The following is a 17,031-nucleotide window of genomic DNA, read 5'->3' on the forward strand; positions in this document are numbered from 1 at the left end:
TCTTGTAGATAGCAAGATGATTCTTAAATAAACCTGACCATTTGAAGAGGTGATATGGGGATGCGAAATGGGTTTAAGCTAGGCAAGGTGCTTGCTAGCGCGATGGGACTGGGATTAGCCCAGGCTGCAAAGGCTGGTGCAGATAATTGGCAAATGAATATGCATAAGGGGGTAACGCCTCTGAGTAAGGACATGTATGATTTGCATATGATTGCTATGGTTATTTGTGGCATTATCGGAATTGTAGTTTTTGGTGTGATGATTTACTCCTTAGTACATCATCGCAAATCAAGAGGATATAAACCGGCCAGTTTCCACGACAACATGCGTGTAGAAATAATATGGTCAATTATTCCGTTCCTCATTCTTGTCGGGCTTGCTATCCCTGCCACGAAAGTATTGATGCGACTGGAAGACAGTAGTGAATCAGATGTCACTATCAAAGTGGTCGGTTATCAATGGAAATGGCAATACCAATACCTTGATCAAGGGATTAGTTTTTTTAGTAATCTCTCAACTCCTTTTGCTCAAATTCAAAACCAGGAAGCCAAGGGTCAATGGTATCTATTAGAAGTTGATAATCCAGTAATTGTTCCAGTACACAAGAAAATTCGCTTCCTGGTGACGTCAAATGATGTTATTCACTCTTGGTGGGTACCTGAGATTGGCGTTAAGCGTGATGCAATGCCAGGTTTTATGCATGAAGCTTGGGCACGCATCGAAAAGCCAGGTGTATACCGTGGACAATGCGCGGAACTTTGTGGCCTTAACCATGGTTACATGCCGATTGTTGTGAAGGCAGTTACTGAAGAAGAATTTGATCAATGGGTTTCAACGCAAACTAAAGCGCGAGATCAATATTCAGAAACTGAAGCAAAACCTCAAGATCAAGCAAAAATGACGCGTACTGAATTGATGACTTTAGGAAAACAAAAATACGATCAAATTTGCGCGGCTTGTCATCGTCCAGACGGTAAAGGGTTACCGCCGATGTACCCACCTTTAAAAGGAAGCTCTGTCGCTGTTGGTAAACCTATCGAGCGTCATATTAGCATTATTTTAAATGGTGTACCTGGCACTGCAATGCAGGCATTTAAAGATCAATTAACAGATGCTGAGACAGCAGCAATTGCAACCTATGAGCGTAATGCCTGGGAAAACAATACCAATGATGAAGTACAGCCTGCTGATGTTGCGAAAGTACGTCAAGGCGATAATCAACAACCGACTAAGGTGAATAAAGCTCAAGCTGGAGGTTTGCGATGAGTCAAGTGATAACTCACGATCTAGATCATGACGCCCACGATCATGGCCCTGAACAAGGTAAAGGCGTAATCGGCTTTATTAAAAGATGGCTATTTACAACTAACCATAAAGATATCGGCACGCTATATCTATGGCTGGCTATGTTAAGCTTCTTTGTAGCAGGTTCGATGGCTCTTGTTATTCGAGCAGAGCTTTTTCAACCTGGTCATCGTTTCGTTGATCCGAATTTTTTCAACCAGATGACAACGCTGCACGGCTTAATCATGTTGTTCGGGGTGGTCATGCCCGCATTTACCGGTATGGCTAACTGGCAAATTCCAATGATGATCGGGGCGCCTGATATGGCTTTACCTCGTTTAAACAACTGGAGTTTCTGGATATTGCCTTTTGCTTTTGCATTATTAGGTTCAACAATGTTTCACAGTGGCGGTGGCCCTAACTTTGGTTGGACAATGTATGCGCCACTGTCAACGAAGTTCGCACCACCCAGCACAGATTTTATGATTTTTGCCATTCACATGATGGGAATCTCATCCATTATGGGGTCAATCAATATTATCGCTACTATTCTTAATATGCGTGCGCCTGGTATGACGCTCATGAAAATGCCAATGTTCGTTTGGACTTGGTTAATAACGGCATTTTTGTTGATTGCCATTATGCCGGTGCTTGCTGGAGCGGTAACCATGATGCTGGCAGACAGGCATTTTGGTACAAGCTTTTTCACAGCAGCTGGGGGCGGAGATCCTGTGTTATTCCAACACGTATTTTGGTTCTTTGGTCACCCTGAAGTTTATGTATTGATACTTCCTGCGTTTGGTGTGATTTCAGAAATCATCCCAACCTTCAGTCGTAAACCACTATTCGGTTATCATTTCATGGTCTATGCGACTGTTAGTATCGCCTTTTTATCATTCATTGTTTGGGCGCACCACATGTTCACTACAGGGATACCTTTAGGTGGTGAATTATTCTTTATGTACACCACTATGCTTATCGCTGTTCCTACTGGCGTGAAAGTATTTAACTGGGTTAGTACGATGTTTAAAGGGGCAATGACTTTTGAAACCCCCATGCTTTTTGCAGTGGCTTTCGTATTCCTATTTACTATTGGTGGCTTCACTGGTCTGATGTTATCCTTGGTTCCTGCTGATTATCAGTATCAGGACACTTATTTCGTTGTTGGCCATTTCCACTATGTATTAGTACCTGGCGTTATTTTCGCACTCCAGGGAGCTACGTATTACTGGCTACCCAAGTGGACGGGCCATATGTATAACGAGCGTTTGGGTAAATGGCATTTCTGGTTGTCTGTCATTTCAGTGAATGTGACATTCTTCCCTATGCATTTCTTAGGTCTTGCGGGTATGCCGCGTCGAATCCCTGATTATGCTTTACAATTTACCAATTTTAATATGGTCATTACCATTGGTGCGTTTATTTTCGGGCTTTCGCAGTTGTTATTCCTTTACAATGTGATTGCAACTGTTCGTGGTGGTAAGAAGGCGAGTGCACAGGTTTGGGAAGGTGCTCATGGTCTAGAGTGGACCTTGTCATCACCACCTCCCTATCACAGTTTTACAACACCGCCTGAAATTCATTAGTAGTAGTTAGCATTAAGCCTTCTCAGGCTTAATGCTTTAATCGTTATCCAGAACATGAGATGACAATTTTTGAGAGAGAGAAGTAAGATGGCTCAGAAAAGTCATACAAAATTAATCGCTATTCTGGCTGGACTGGTTCTGGGAATGTTTGTTTTTGGTTTCGCTCTAGTGCCCATTTATAACAGTCTTTGTAAAGCATTGGGAATCAATGGCAAAGTAAGTATGGAAGCGTCTAACTATAATAGTAAGACAGCCAAAATTGTGAGCGACAGAGAAATTATTGTCGAATTTGTGGCAACAAATAATGGTAATTTACCTTGGGCATTTTATCCAAAGACAACGAGAGTAAGGATTCATCCAGGGGAAATCGCCAAATTGGCTTTTTATGCAGAAAATAAATCAAATCACCGTATGACGGTGCAGGCTGTTCCTAGTGTGACACCAGGTATAGCTGCTAAGTATCTGAAAAAAACAGAGTGTTTTTGTTTTACTCAGCAAACATTGAATGGGCACGAAGCGATGGATATGCCGCTATTATTTCATCTAGATACCGATTTGCCAGAAAATGTTAAAACAATTACTTTGGCTTACACACTGTTTGATGTAACTGATAAAATAATTAATTAACTCACTAACCCAGTATTGTGAGATAAAAGATAGGAGAATTGTATACAATGGGAGCACATGGCGCTTATTACATACCCAAACCCAGCCATTGGCCTTTAGTGGGATCAATTGGCTTGACCACTACTCTGGTTGGTGCGGCCTCTTGGTTACATCATGATTGGTATGGACCTTACATTTTTACAATCGGTTTAGGAATCCTCGTGTTTATGATGTTTGGTTGGTTCGGCCAAGTCATCTATGAAAACGAAAAAGGACTCTACGATTTGCAGGTTGACCGGTCATTTCGCTGGGGAATGTGCTGGTTCATTTTCTCTGAAGTATGTTTTTTCGGTGCGTTTTTTGGTGCTCTTTTCTTCACGCGATGGTGGTCTATTCCAATACTGGCAGGTGAAATTCACCCAATAACTCATATTGTCCTATGGAATGATTTTCAGGCTCACTGGCCATTATTGATTAATCCTAATAACCAAATATTTGTGGGTGCACATAAAGCTATGGAAGCCTGGGGATTAGCAGCCATCAATACCCTAATCTTATTAACGTCAGGGGTCACCATCACGTGGGCGCATTGGGCATTAAAGTTAAACAAGCGCAGACAACTGACTGTTGGCATGCTTTTCACCATTGCGCTTGGCGTGCTCTTCTTGACTCTACAGTCTTTCGAGTATCATGAAGCCTATACTGAAATGGGTTTAACGCTTGATGCTGGTATCTATGGAACGACCTTCTTCATGCTTACAGGTTTCCATGGATTACACGTAACAATTGGTACCATCATGTTAATTGTTATTCTAATCCGCTGTATTCGTGGACATTTCACACCAGAGCGTCACTTTGGTTTTGAAGCTGTCGCTTGGTACTGGCACTTTGTAGACGTAGTTTGGCTCTTCCTATTCATTTTTGTCTACTGGCTCTAATAGAAGCAAGATAACCTGTGTTGATATCAATCCAGGTTATCAAATAAATATCTAACACCACTTACGGTAATCTTCTAGAATTTCCTAATACATACCACCTTTTAGTTGTATTGCATAAAATTAATTAGATATCTAAAATCGACTGACCCAGAAAAATATAATTTCTCAATAAAGCAGTATGAATCAGGAGTGATATAGTGTTTTATAAGGATTAATTTATTGATATTCCTGCACGAGATAATGCGCCAGAAGCCAGATTACATATAAGAATAGTGAGTGAAAATGAAGACAGTCTCCAAAAAAGGCCCTATATTTTTATGCTTCCTGGCGGCCCTGGTGCGAACCACTCACAGTCTAAAGATTATGAATGCCTACGTACGGCAGGGAATATAGTATTCATCGATCCCAGAGGATGCGGATTAAGTAGTAAACACGATCCTTCGTTTTATACAATGGAAAATTATATTGAAGATGTTGATGCACTTCGAAAATATCTCAATTTGGAGCAAATTACATTATTGGGTAAATCTTACGGAGCAATGTGCGCATTAGGATATACTTTGTCCTATCCAGAGCATGTTTCTAGTCTTGTTCTGGCAGCAGGGTCCCCAAGCTATAAAAATATTGAGACTGCACGCCTTAATGTTGAAAAAAGAGGTACTCTCGAGCAACAAAAAATTTGTGAACAATTATGGGAAGGAAGTTTCAAAAACCATGAGGAATGAACAATTTCTTTGATGTCATGGATTCCATGTATTCCTGGAAAAAAAGACAGGGTATCCCTGTAATTCGACCGGCCCCAGAATATGTGTTTGCTTACGAGCCTCTAAATCAGGGATTTAGAGGATTTTTACGAACATTCAATTATGAAGAGCGGTTGCATGAAATAACATGCAAAACGCTAATCCTTGTAGGTGAAGAGGATTGGATTACTGATAAAATACATTCTGAATTCATGGCTGGCAAGATACCAGACAATCATTTTATTGTATTTCCCCATGCGGATCACTCTATGGAATCAGATGTGCCGGAAGCATTCTTCTCTAGTATACATACCTTTATAAAAAGTCAGTGTGAAGAAAGGAACTCTCATTATTTTTTTAAAGACAATGATAATACTGGAAAGGTGAAGTTTGATTTAACTGTTGATGAAAGTAATAATAGCTTCCAATTAAGCTAGCATATTTGAACGTGTAAAAAATTTGCGGGATGATGATAGTCTTGTTGTACCAAGTCGAGTTTCGCAGTGGATATCGCAATAGTAAGCAAGTCGCAGATTTATCATCAGAAAAGCGTTTCAGCCAATCTCTCATAAGGTATGTTTAATATTGAATTATTTGGCAGCTTAACAAAAAAGCGGTGTGAATAAAATTAACTCATGCGAGGTTGATATAAAACAGGGTTGCAAACTGCAACCCCATTTAGCAAGTTCATAGGGATTAGTCAATTTGAGGCGATCTGAAAGATCGAATACGCTCTTCTAATTCCACCGGTATATTTGGAGTCTCAATTCTTCGCCTCTTGAAAAATTGAACCGATTGGTTGAGTAAGGACGGCACCTCTGAATCACAACCAAATTTTCTAATCCGATTACTTGACTCTACTGTTTTAGAAAAATCAATGGGTTGTCCTTTTGCATCAAAAAAGGCATATTTTTCTAAATTAGGCAATGCGGCTTTCAAAGCCTGACGCTGTTCTTGCGACATCGCTTTAAGTGATTTGTATTCTAAAGCAAGGACTCGTACATGCTTTAAGGAGTCTTTAAGTTGCGCTAAATTTTCTATTGAGAGTTGTTCAATACCTGTAGAACGCAAATCAAGAACAGTAACGGTCTTAGGAAGGGCAACAAAAGCGCGGGCTAAATCTGCACTATTCATTAGGTTAAATCGAGTATGCGATAGATTTAACGTATTTACGCCTCTTGGAATAGCAGCAAAGATTTCGGCTAATTCAGCATCGCTTTTAAGGTGCAAACCATTACCGGATAAATCAAGTGAAGTCACGTTGGCAGGAATAGCGGAAAGAATTTCTGCAAGTTCGGCACTACTTTTTTGACCGAATTCATTCCAACCCAAATTAAGAAACTTAATGTTTCCGGGCATAGCGGCAAAGGCCTCTTTTAATTCAGCAACAGTTTTACGACCTAGTCTGTTAGTCGCTAAATTCAGTGCAATTAATTCTTTAGGCAGGGCTGCAAAGATACGACTAAAATCAGAATCATCAAGATTGCCTAAAAGGTTTCTACTTAAATCGAGCTTCTGTAAGCTGGCTGGGAGTAAACTAAATGCTTCAGCTAATTCAGACGCTTTTTTTCGCGATAACCGATTATTCGCTAAACTAAGAGCAGCTAAAGCAGGATTAAATCCAGCAAAAAGTTGACTTAAAATGGCACCAGTTTGCATGCCTAAGAGATTCCCTCCCAAACTAAGTACGGTTACTCGACGATGTAGACGCGCAAACGAAGTCACAAGAAGAGCTCCAGAGAGAAGTCCTATTCCATTATTATTAAAATTCAGTGAATGAACGCTTAATGGTACACGCTCTAACGCTTGCGGTAATTCGCTACAATCTCTTGTTCCCAATTGATTATTACTGACGTTAAGCAAAGAAATACCAAAAGGAAGAGTAGTGAATGGTTTTACTAAATTATTATTTCTAGGTAATTTTAAGTTAAAATGCATGATTAAACCCTCAAGAAATGATTAAAATGTGTTCAGGAAGTTCATTATATGATCTGAAATTGGGGTTTAAAAATTGAATGTTTATATATAAGTTATAACAATTTTTTATATAGGTTGATGTTGAATAATAGTAATGAATATTTGGATTGATGGCGATGCCTGCCCCAAGGCAATTAAACAAATCATTTTTCGTGCGGCCACAAAGCGTAGTGTTCCTGTGTTCATCGTTGCAAACCACTTCGTCGCAATTCCTCCGTCCCCTTTCATTAAACGCGTGATGGTGGAAGCAGGTTTTGACAGAGCAGATGCCTACATTGTCTCTCAACTGCAACTCCATGATCTGGTCATTACCGCAGACATTCTGCTAGCCGAACACGTGATTGCAAAAGAAGCCTTCGCACTTAATCCACGAGGCAGTTTATATTCAGAAAATAATATAAAACAGATAGTTAGCCTACGTAATCTAAATGAGTCACTCAGGGAAACCGGTATGATCCGCGGGGGATTAGACAAACTAAGCGCTAAAGAAATTCAAAGTTTCTCAAATCATTTAGATCGAATGATTAGTCAATATCATAAGTAGGCGGATATATAGGTAGGGTGCTTGTTGGAAGGTCGTTTTCTGTAAAAATAAAGAAAAGATGGTTTCGGCAAGATTTGGTAAATCGAAAAAACGTGCGCTAAAAATAATACTAATAATCAAAATAGTTAGCACCAAAGTTTAGTAATACTCCCTGTAAAATATAGTAAAAGTAGTAAATTTGAGTGGTCTATACTCATTATGTAAACTCAATTTTAAGGAGAACATAATGAACAGGGATGACGACAAACGCGCTCAACCAGCTAATCAAAATGGTCAAAGAATGGGGCAAAACGACGAACGGAAACAAGCTCCAGGTCAAAGTGGTCAAAAGCAAAATCAACAACCGGGCCAAACTCAAGGTGAAAAAGGTGGCCATTCAGGTTCAGGCACTAAACGCTAATTTTTTACCACTAGAAGACTTTCTTCTAGTGGTTTTTCCCTTTCTCATTTTTTCGACCTAAAAGCCAATCCACACTGACTTCCAATTCTTGAGCAATTGTTTGCATCGCGTTGGGGTCAACTTCAATTCCATTTAAAACCGCTTCTGTTTTAACCGAAGGTAGATTAAATATTTTAGTGCAGGCTTTTACCCGCTCTGATAAAAGTGAGGGCACTCCGATCACATCTAACTCTTTATTTAAGCGCTCTGATAAACGACGATTAGGCATAGACACCTCCGCGCTGTTGTTTTTTATTGATATAGCACATTTTTTCAATAATTGAACAATTTTTATAAAACTTTGACAGAGCTCTTCGGTTGTCTATACTTAAAGTGTAGAGTAAGTTTAGGCCCAAGCCTTAATTTGTTCTGCTTACAGAAACCACCTTCGGGTGGTTTTTGTTTTATCACCCCATAGAACGTGAGATGAGAACACTATCCTCAAAAAGATTATGGTGTTCCTGGATCAGGAAACTTGGTTAATTTGTTACTGTCGAGCTCGCTAAGATCATCTAAACTGCGGGTTCTTTTGAGCAAACCAAACTTTTTCAGATTTGTACTTACTTTTGCATTATCGACACTAGGTGGTGAACAATGAAGTCCAAAGTCGGCGAGTACTTCCATTTGTTCTGGAGGTAATTTCAATCTGTTTCTACAAAATTGATAATAGGTCTTCTGTGCTTTTGCTGGATAGGTATTATCTGTTTCTACTTTCTGCTCAATAAATTCTTTAACTACAAAAGGCAGCGGTTGGTCTGCCGCAAGACAAGCACCCACAATAATGTCGAGAAATTTCTTGCCACAGCTCGCTGTAATCGTATCAATGAAGAGAGTGCGATCGAGTGGGTCCCTAACCTCACTTAGCGAGAGCTTATGAGTTTCACCGTTCATTGTTGCGAGAGTACGCAAACTGCCTTCAGCATTGGAACGTTGCTCATTTTGTAATTCTCTGCGAGCAGCCAAATGCCTCGTTAATGGTCCCAGTTCGTCTTTACCAAGGCGGGTATAATTGCGAGCGGCTAGTGCATCCACACTTTGGGAGACAAGTGCCGTAAACTGCTCATCATTTAAAATGTGCTTCGGATCATCTTGATCAAAATTCAGTAATTCACTCCATTTTTTTCTCTCAGCAATAGCTATAGCGACAGTCACTTGCCCATGAATAAAAGCTTTTTCTTTAATATCAACAAGATTAAGAGTATCCCGAATACTCTTTGCTGCATCGAGTTGTTCTTGGAGTTGCTTTATTTCAGTCTGAATATTTTCATCGTCTTCTTCTTCCGTCAGATTAGCAAGTTCGTCCTGGCATTCATTAAGTTGTTTTTCTACTGCGGGGATTTGACGAACTTCTTCAGGAAGTGCGCTCCAAGCCCAGAGATCAAAAAGCTGGTCTATCGTAGCTAGTTGACGTTCATGAAAATGTAACTCTAATTGTCTGTTTTGCTCTTCTTCAGCCTTTAAATAGTTTTCCATAGGGAATCTGGCATGCCATGCCTTAAGTAGTTCATCCCCTGCTATAGCCGCGTGTTCACGATTTTCAGGCAGAGCTGTGAGAATATATCCGATACCTGTTGGTCCACTAGTATCGATGACAACAATTAAAGAACGACATTGTCGAACCGAATTTCTTAAGCCTGTTAATGTATCTTCATCAAATAATCGCAATTGCTTACCACTATTTAAAATAAACCGGGGATTTTCAGGGATGGTTTGAAGCACAGGGTCAACCAGAGCATAAACTTTAGCAAATAGACGCTTGGTATCTTTAATCTCTCTTTTTTGCTGCATCGCAAATCCTCCAGTTAACAGGTTATAGAGCTCCGGCGAGAAACTTATCTTTAGTAAAATTGGCCTAAATATGCAAAAAAATAGGACTGAAAGATAAGGAGATTTACATCTTAGCAGGTTTTTAAATTTAGAATAGTGCCCGCACAACTAGGATAATTAAACACTGCTGGCACAGAGAGCAGCCGCTCTGTTCTTAACTGCAATTTGATCAAATAGTGCTCATCGTGGTATAACACTGCCCTTTGTTGACTGGTTATTCAATCTTATGGCATACGGAAAAGGTATCTCGGCAAAATATTCTGCAAATGTAGTTCAACGGCTTTACCTGTTGGGCGAAAGACATTTTGCCCAGGGTCAATATGACGCTGCAATAACTGCATTTAATAGTGTACTCAATTCTGAAAGCACTCATATCAATGCCTTGAGGTATAAAGGTTTAGCTCATTTGAAATTAGCACAATTTTCACAAGGGCTTGCAAGTTTTAAAGAAATTTTAAAGCAAACTCCTGAAGATGTAAGTGCTAAACAGCATGTTGCGGACATATGGAGCAATATAATTGCAAAGGGACAAGAATATTTTGAGAAAGGCGACTATCAAAAAGCATTGGACATTTTTGAAAGTGGTTTAAAAATCGATGATAGTAATCTTAATGCACATATTCAAAAAGGATTAGCTCATTGGAAGTTATTTGATGCTGATTCCGCGGTTATGAGTTTCCAACGTGTTCTAAAGGATGAACCCAATAATCAAGTTGTTAAAAATTATCTGGCTGCATTATTTGTTGAGCTAGGATTGCAATCTGCATTCGAGTTTAATAAATATCAAGCAAACATCTATTTTGAGACTGCTCTAAAATATTCCCCCGAAAATCTGAAAGCAAAAGAACTCTTGACGTTTGTCTCCACTGAGAATGAGAATCTGACTCGTTCTTATGCATTGACTGAAACCTATCAGTTCAGACTCAAAGAAATTCAAGACAGACATAAAACCATGCCCAATCAGATGACCAATATTCAAAGGGCGGAATGGATAGTTGAACTTATTAGCTTTATTAATCACTTTTATAAAAAAAGAAATACACCCTATTCATTCGTGAATCCCGGGTTGTTTGAATTGTCTGAACGAGGGACACATCTTAGACTGCGAGGACTAGGGGCCTATTTCCTGCAAACCTATCCGACTGTAATAAGTGATCACGTCACCGCCCACTCTACAGAATCTAGTAACAAACTTGATGAATATTGTTTATCACAACTTCAAAATGGTTCCGATGATATTTATTTTTCTGACCTTTTCCTGGTTTTACGGATGGTATTTGAAACCATTCATCAATTACCTCGACAAGATAAAGATAAAGCTAATCAAAAACTTCCTTGGGGAGATAGCTCTTGGTACTACTTAGAGTTTTTAGGCTCTTTGTTCTCCACGTCGTTTGACCGTCAAAAAAACTTTAAAGTCGAAATTTTAGTTGATTTTGAAGCGATTCAAAACAAGGAGAATAGAGAAAGTATCGAGCAATTTCGGCTAAGCGTTGCAAATTACCTTTGCTTGGTGAAGGTGGTCAGTTTAGCCATCATTGCAGAAGATTTGCTTTGTATCGACGAGTTTTTCCGCTCATTCGCTGAGCATTTAAGAAATCCTCAAGTTGATCTAATCAAAATGAGGGATTTACCTAATTTACCTATATTAATCAATCATTTTAAAGAATTATTTAGCCTTTATCGAATATGTGCGTTTATGCCACACACGCAATCCCCAGCTACGCTAATAGAGTTAAATAACTATAACAAAGCTGGCGATTACAAAAGTACTCCCTATCAGCAATTCCAAAAGACAAATTGGGCGCCAGCAAAGGGTTTAAAAGGTAAATTTGCACTTTTACGCCAGCTCACATGTTTAGGAGAACTTTTTACGCATCGTTGTTTTGGCTCCAGTGTAGATTCATTATTGTTTATTTCTCCTTTGGTTTTACAAAGCATTCGCAATGGATTGGCTCATATTGAAGAATTGCACTCGGCAAAGACCGTCATTAATTTGGAAAGAAACGATGCTCGAATAGATAAGCTACTCTTTGAGCTAGTACAATTAAGAGCCAAGGTTATTAATTTTATTATCACCCGCCAAAAACAATATCCCTTATGGCCACAGACCAATCAAGAATTTCAACGTTGGCAACCTGATGTAACTTCTTATTGGCAGCAAGTCAGTAAACGTTATCATGAAGAGCATGATTTATTTAATGAACAAACTTATGCTCCGGGACAACCGCTACTGGCTGAAAAAGACATTCTTTGGGTTCTTTCACTATTTAAAGACACAACTGCTGATGAAATTGCTTTTAAAAGGAATTTCGAAAAAGAACTAAGAGGAGAGCTTCGCCCCTCTTACAAAGAACTAAACAATAATGTTTATCTGCGTTATGTGAAAGACGAAGAAAAAAATAAATCAAATCGTAAATACTTAGGGGATTACATTACCGCTGCGTATAAAAAATATGATGTGCTTAGAAGGGAGCGCAAGGAAGAAGTTGTTAAAGAAAGCAGAGAAAGAGAGCAAAGCATACGCAAATGCCAACAAATGGCAGTCTTGCAGTATCCCACACTTCATGAGTTGTCTGAGGAGTTTACAGCCCAACTTAATGATCACCTCCACAAGATGTCTCCAAATCATTTGTTAATTAATCTCAATTTACGATTTAAAAATTTAATGGATTTATTGGCTGAATCTCACATTGTCTTTAATCTCGAGCAAACCGTGACTAGTCAATTCGATCGATATACACAATTTAATAAGTTATTAAATGAAGATATCCAATTCTTTTTGGCTTGTGGTTATTTACTGACCCAAATTATTTCTATACTCAACCATTTTTCTACGGCTCGTATAATTCCAGCATTGATTCCGGAAGCTAATTTAGAGCTTAATGACTGGCTTGCACTCATGGGGTACTTAAAACTTAGATTAATGGATTGGGTTTCTCTACGTAATCTTATGATGCATTCGGATAGTATTGTCGAAAGTGAGGAATTGTTTGCTTTTCAGATTCATTTCCATAAGTTGCCAACTGCTTTAAGTCAAGTGATCGTTGATCTGCTCTTTAATGTTCTACCAAAGATAAAATCGTTCTCGCCGCAATTATTAGAAAAAATCGTCTTGTCGAAAGACCACCATATACGACAACATGAACCCTTTAACTATAAGCGCATAGAACACATTTTTGAATTAATGCTATTAAAAGAACAGGGATGCCACAGACTGCGTTTTTATAAGCCTGAGGGAAAATCTGAAGCCACCGGGGAAGGCGTGTCGAATTGCATAAAATTTTAAAACCATCACTATGGGAAACAGTACCTGGGTTGGTGAAGAATAAAGGTTAGGTCTTGCAGCGGTTCACTGGTTTAAGTGGATGTCACTGAAAACACATTAGGTTTCTTAAGCGTTGACTTAAGCATACTCACCGTGTTTCGTTTGACCTCCTGTTATGACTTGTTAGCCGTGCAAGATTTTCTAACCACAAGGATAGAATAGCAATTTCAACCTGTAAGACCTAGAGGTCATTTTGTTGTTTAATGTAAAGATAAAGAAAAGATGTTAAACGGTTTGCGAGGATTGAATAAATTTAGTTGGATTAGAAAAAAATAAAAAACGACAAACTGCACCTTAATTGAAAGCCCGGTTGTCGCTTTGCGTCAGCCAGGCTAGATTTATTAGATGGAAACATAGAGTTTCGACAATTTATTGAGTAAATCTAAGACTGTTGTCAATCTCTTCGACAACAAAACCAAATTTATTCTCTATGGCTTCGACTCGTGTAATAAAATTCTGTAATGTTTCAATGAGTGTTTTTAGCTCTTGCTCATTATGTAATTTTACTGGGAGATTTTTCAAATTGCTGAAATCACCATTTGCGAGAAGAGATAGGTTGGAGCGAGAAGTTTTTGCATTGATATCAACTGCTCCTCCAAAAAACATATCTTGGAATCCAAGTTTTACGGTGGAGTTTGCTAACAAATCAACATCGACTTTGTCTAATTTTTTCTTTTCATCAATGGTGTCGGATTTAGAGTTCTCTTCTGCTTTCTTGATTTCTTTAATAAATCCTGCAATCAAATCCAAGAAATCATCTGGATTTTGAAGAACGATTTTTGCGAGCATGTGTCCATACTGATTGCGACTTACGGCAACTGATAAACTTGTTTCTTCATTTAATTTGAGTAATCCTTTAGTTTGTTGAAGTAAAGCGTCTGAAAATAAATTATTTAAATCTTCTAATTTAATACTGATGTCTTTTAACTCAGGAAAATGTATGGAATTTTTTCTTAATATTTCCACAAATTCCTTTGTTTTTTGGTAACAAATTTTTGCCTTTGTGCCTGGATTGCCAGTAGCATCAAAATCGGGAACGAACGCTGCGAAACAACTTATATAGTCGGTTAGATTTATTTTCATAATATCCTCATATTGGTTAAAAAAAAATCAGATTGAATAATGCTAGACAACTGGAATTAAGTAAAACGAATTAATGGGAAAATGAATTTCCTAATTGGAATACAAACTTTGATGGACAATCATAATTTATGTATAAAAAGCTAACTAAAAAAGCTGACATCCGGGAATGCGTCTTGGATTTGATAATTATGTATTCGATAAATCTTGTTGCCGTAAAATGTCAACAATCTTTTCGCAATGAACTGGAACGCCTCGTTGTCTCTTGGTACTAACCAGACTTTACTGCTGTTGGGTAAAGGTTCAATTTGGTGGATGCCAAATTGTTCTTTATGGTTTCGTAATTGGTTTCAATGGTGAAACGGCCATACATGAATTAATCCTCAGCTTCAAATTTTGAGCTATTCTTAAAAAGTACCTAATTTGCTATAGGATAAAATCATGAAAAAGTCTTCATCAAGTTCTTCAAAAAAACAGGCGAAAGAAAAAGTAAAGAAGGATGATTTAAAGAATATTTCGGGCGGTAGTGATCAAAGAAATCGAAATCTTCAAGATCCGAGATACACGATTTCTCCTCCCTCTTCTCCTTCTCCCAGGAAACCTCGACATATTAAGGATATCTATTGAAATTCTCAAAATGCTCTGCGGAGTTCAGGCTATCGGGTGGGTAATGAGGCGACTTTCATCGTCTAATCCATTTCTTTTGCTCCCCTTACCCTTCCTTTGCTTTTGAGTAAGGAAATAATGTTACTTCGCTCAATTGGACTAAACCACTGCTTCTTTTCTTCCAGTAACATTAGTTTTTCATAAGTTAAAGATAATAGGGGCAAATGCAACTGGTGTGATTGGGCGTAATCTATGACATTAAATATAATATATTGGGACTCGATTGGCTTATTCATTTTAAAATCATAATACATGCTAGGATAAAATCCTTTTAGCGTTGCTGTCAGCGCGATTAATTTTTCAATATTGTTTTCAATCTCTACTCCATCTTCTCTTGCTACCAAACAAACTTCCCGCATCATCGATCGAATAATATCTTGGTATTGCTTTTGAGTAGCGAGTGCATCAACTGACAAATTAAGTATTAGAGATAAACTACTAAAAGGTGTGTTCCACAATAACTTCGTCCAGCGAAGGGCACGATGGTTTTCAAAAAGTTGTATGTGGGGACAAAGGGTATTGGAAAGGTTAGCTCGTACCAATGATTGGTTTATATATTCACATGAAGCTGCATTCTGTTTAATAAAAGGAGCCAGCTTTAATTCACCAAGATGCTTAATCTTGATATATCCGGGCTTTATCCTGGTAGCGCCGGTGGTAGTTACGCCACAAACAATTGAATAATTTTTAATAAAAGTAGATAAGTACTCTTCATTACCGATGCCGTTCTGCAAAAGAAGAATTTTACTTTCTTGTTTTAATGCTGAAGGAAGAAGTTTTTCAATTAAATGGTTTTCAGTTGTTTTTAATGCAATGATAATGAGATCGGATTTGGGGAGTAAATTGTAATCATTTTCAATCTGGCTAGGGGGCACTTGTATCACGCAACCATCAGGCAGTTCAATTTCATAGTATTTTTGTTCTTGTAAGAATGTGAAATCAGTGCGTTCAAGATAGCACACGTGATGCCCTGCTAAGACGAACAACCCGCCATAAAATTTTCCAATCGCCCCCGAGCCAATCACTGTAACTATCATTTATCCCCCTTTTGAACAATTTATAATGAGATCTCGGGTTTGATGTATTAATTACCTACACCCAGATTACCGTAAATGCCGACAAGTTTCATGTGAATTGAAAAACCTGATTGTCGTTTACGCCAACCATGCAACGTTTACTATATGCCTTGACCGTTATTGATATTTTATATAGTCTACATTTTTTTCGGATGAACAAGGATTTTTCATGCCAAATTTTTCAACGTTCAGCATTTATGAAAAAGAAATGCGTACTTTCATAGACAAAGTTGTCGCCACTACCTCTCTAGACAAAGAAAAACTCACTACATGGTTCTACAGTGAAGGAATAATGCAATTTCGCGGCGGGCAAGCTGCAGATTATTACCCCTACGTCAACGAAAATCTAAGTCAATTCAGTCATAGACCTTTGATTTCCAAACAACATACCATGGGCCAAATCTTAACCGGCTTTATGACGCTTAAAAACACTTTCATAAAACAGTTTGCGAACGATCAGCCTGAACTACAAAATAAATTAGAAGAATTATTTATCCTCAACTTTTATAATGCTATGGAGAATCATCTACCGTTTCTTGTGATTCAAAGCCAGGTATCATCTGAATTGAATGCCTATCAAGATAAAAATGGCCCTCTTGAACCAGCAAAAGCACTTGAGCTTTCAATTAAACTTTTTGGAGAAAAGAATACAAAGGTTCCCAATTTAGAAGAGGACTTTAAAAATCAAATTACATTAATGAAAGAATTTTTAGAGCATCTAAAACAAGGAATCTCTGATCAAAAGTTCTTTCAACCAGCTAGCAATACAGTGGCGAAGACTATTACACCAACTTTTACACCACAACAATGAAAACTGCATCAGTATAATGCATATTCTAAGTATTCAGGAAGGTAGCCTGGATGGCAGCTTTAGCTGACATCCGGGAATGCGTTTTAGATTTGATAAAGCAAAATCACCCAAAAGATTTTATGATCT

The 17,031-nt window shown here is 38.3% G+C and carries 16 protein-coding genes; 11 read left to right on the plus strand and 5 right to left on the minus strand.

The genetic code is table 11. The annotated features are described in order from the left end of the window. Nucleotides 1-102: 102 nt before the first annotated feature. The 6 genes from coxB to LHA_RS17200 all read left to right on the plus strand — a co-directional run bounded on the left by coxB (nt 103) and on the right by LHA_RS17200 (nt 5,594). Nucleotides 103-1,266, plus strand: a complete 1,164-nt coding sequence (gene coxB / locus LHA_RS00515) for a cytochrome c oxidase subunit II (protein WP_407927333.1) — start codon at nt 103-105, stop codon at nt 1,264-1,266. Beyond that, nucleotides 1,263-2,870, plus strand: a complete 1,608-nt coding sequence (ctaD, locus tag LHA_RS00520) for a cytochrome c oxidase subunit I (protein WP_045104807.1) — start codon at nt 1,263-1,265, stop codon at nt 2,868-2,870. Before coxB ends, ctaD begins: the two co-directional genes overlap by 4 nt. 87 nt (nt 2,871-2,957) lie before the next feature. Further along, nucleotides 2,958-3,497: a cytochrome c oxidase assembly protein gene (locus tag LHA_RS00525; protein ID WP_045104808.1), complete on the plus strand. Its 540-nt coding sequence runs from the start codon at nt 2,958-2,960 to the stop codon at nt 3,495-3,497. Between the two features lie 47 nt (nt 3,498-3,544). Continuing rightward, nucleotides 3,545-4,414: a cytochrome c oxidase subunit 3 gene (locus LHA_RS00530; protein WP_045104809.1), complete on the plus strand. Its 870-nt coding sequence runs from the start codon at nt 3,545-3,547 to the stop codon at nt 4,412-4,414. 272 nt (nt 4,415-4,686) lie between these two features. Next, on the plus strand, nt 4,687-5,139 hold the full coding sequence (locus tag LHA_RS17195) for an alpha/beta fold hydrolase (RefSeq protein ID WP_231861952.1): 453 nt from the start codon (nt 4,687-4,689) through the stop codon (nt 5,137-5,139). Beyond that, the gene (locus LHA_RS17200; protein WP_231861953.1) at nt 5,136-5,594 is read left to right on the plus strand and encodes an alpha/beta fold hydrolase; all 459 of its coding nucleotides are present in this window, start codon (nt 5,136-5,138) and stop codon (nt 5,592-5,594) included. The genes LHA_RS17195 and LHA_RS17200 overlap by 4 nt, the downstream gene beginning before the upstream one ends. A gap of 259 nt (nt 5,595-5,853) precedes the next feature. Here LHA_RS17200 and LHA_RS00540 read toward each other — a convergent pair whose 3' ends face one another. Then, complete coding sequence (locus LHA_RS00540) at nt 5,854-7,095, minus strand: leucine-rich repeat domain-containing protein (protein WP_052673537.1); 1,242 nt, start codon at nt 7,093-7,095, stop codon at nt 5,854-5,856. 133 nt (nt 7,096-7,228) lie between these two features. On the opposite strand from LHA_RS00540, the gene LHA_RS00545 reads away from it, so the two are divergent. Together LHA_RS00545 and LHA_RS16850 are read left to right on the plus strand one after the other, a co-directional pair. Continuing rightward, nucleotides 7,229-7,678 (plus strand): YaiI/YqxD family protein, encoded by a 450-nt coding sequence (locus LHA_RS00545; protein ID WP_045104810.1) that lies wholly within the window; start codon nt 7,229-7,231, stop codon nt 7,676-7,678. 226 nt (nt 7,679-7,904) lie between these two features. Continuing rightward, nucleotides 7,905-8,078 carry a hypothetical protein gene (locus LHA_RS16850; RefSeq protein WP_156413555.1) on the plus strand — a complete coding sequence of 58 codons (174 nt, stop codon included), beginning with the start codon at nt 7,905-7,907 and terminating at the stop codon, nt 8,076-8,078. Between the two features lie 25 nt (nt 8,079-8,103). Here the strand turns inward: LHA_RS16850 and LHA_RS00550 are convergent, their stop codons facing one another. Together LHA_RS00550 and LHA_RS00555 are read right to left on the minus strand one after the other, a co-directional pair. Further along, nucleotides 8,104-8,346 (minus strand): hypothetical protein, encoded by a 243-nt coding sequence (locus tag LHA_RS00550; protein WP_045104811.1) that lies wholly within the window; start codon nt 8,344-8,346, stop codon nt 8,104-8,106. Between the two features lie 221 nt (nt 8,347-8,567). After that, entirely contained in the window at nt 8,568-9,905 is a 1,338-nt protein-coding gene (locus tag LHA_RS00555; protein ID WP_045104812.1) for a hypothetical protein, read from the minus strand. A gap of 265 nt (nt 9,906-10,170) precedes the next feature. Between LHA_RS00555 and LHA_RS00560 the strand changes: the two genes are divergently transcribed. Then, nucleotides 10,171-13,233, plus strand: coding sequence for a tetratricopeptide repeat protein (locus tag LHA_RS00560; RefSeq protein ID WP_045104813.1), 3,063 nt, complete (start codon nt 10,171-10,173; stop codon nt 13,231-13,233). Between the two features lie 408 nt (nt 13,234-13,641). Here LHA_RS00560 and LHA_RS00565 read toward each other — a convergent pair whose 3' ends face one another. Then, on the minus strand, nt 13,642-14,355 hold the full coding sequence (locus tag LHA_RS00565; RefSeq protein ID WP_045104814.1) for a hypothetical protein: 714 nt from the start codon (nt 14,353-14,355) through the stop codon (nt 13,642-13,644). A 438-nt stretch (nt 14,356-14,793) separates the two neighbouring features. Here LHA_RS00565 and LHA_RS00570 point away from each other — a divergent pair, with 438 nt between their 5' ends. Continuing rightward, nucleotides 14,794-14,979, plus strand: coding sequence for a hypothetical protein (locus tag LHA_RS00570; protein ID WP_045104815.1), 186 nt, complete (start codon nt 14,794-14,796; stop codon nt 14,977-14,979). Between the two features lie 62 nt (nt 14,980-15,041). Here LHA_RS00570 and LHA_RS00575 read toward each other — a convergent pair whose 3' ends face one another. Continuing rightward, entirely contained in the window at nt 15,042-16,055 is a 1,014-nt protein-coding gene (locus tag LHA_RS00575) for a ketopantoate reductase family protein (protein ID WP_045104816.1), read from the minus strand. 208 nt (nt 16,056-16,263) lie between these two features. Between LHA_RS00575 and LHA_RS00580 the strand changes: the two genes are divergently transcribed. Continuing rightward, nucleotides 16,264-16,905, plus strand: a complete 642-nt coding sequence (locus LHA_RS00580) for a hypothetical protein (RefSeq protein WP_045104817.1) — start codon at nt 16,264-16,266, stop codon at nt 16,903-16,905. Nucleotides 16,906-17,031: the final 126 nt, after the last annotated feature.

It is taken from the genome of Legionella hackeliae (assembly GCF_000953655.1).
Lineage (GTDB): Bacteria > Pseudomonadota > Gammaproteobacteria > Legionellales > Legionellaceae > Tatlockia > Tatlockia hackeliae.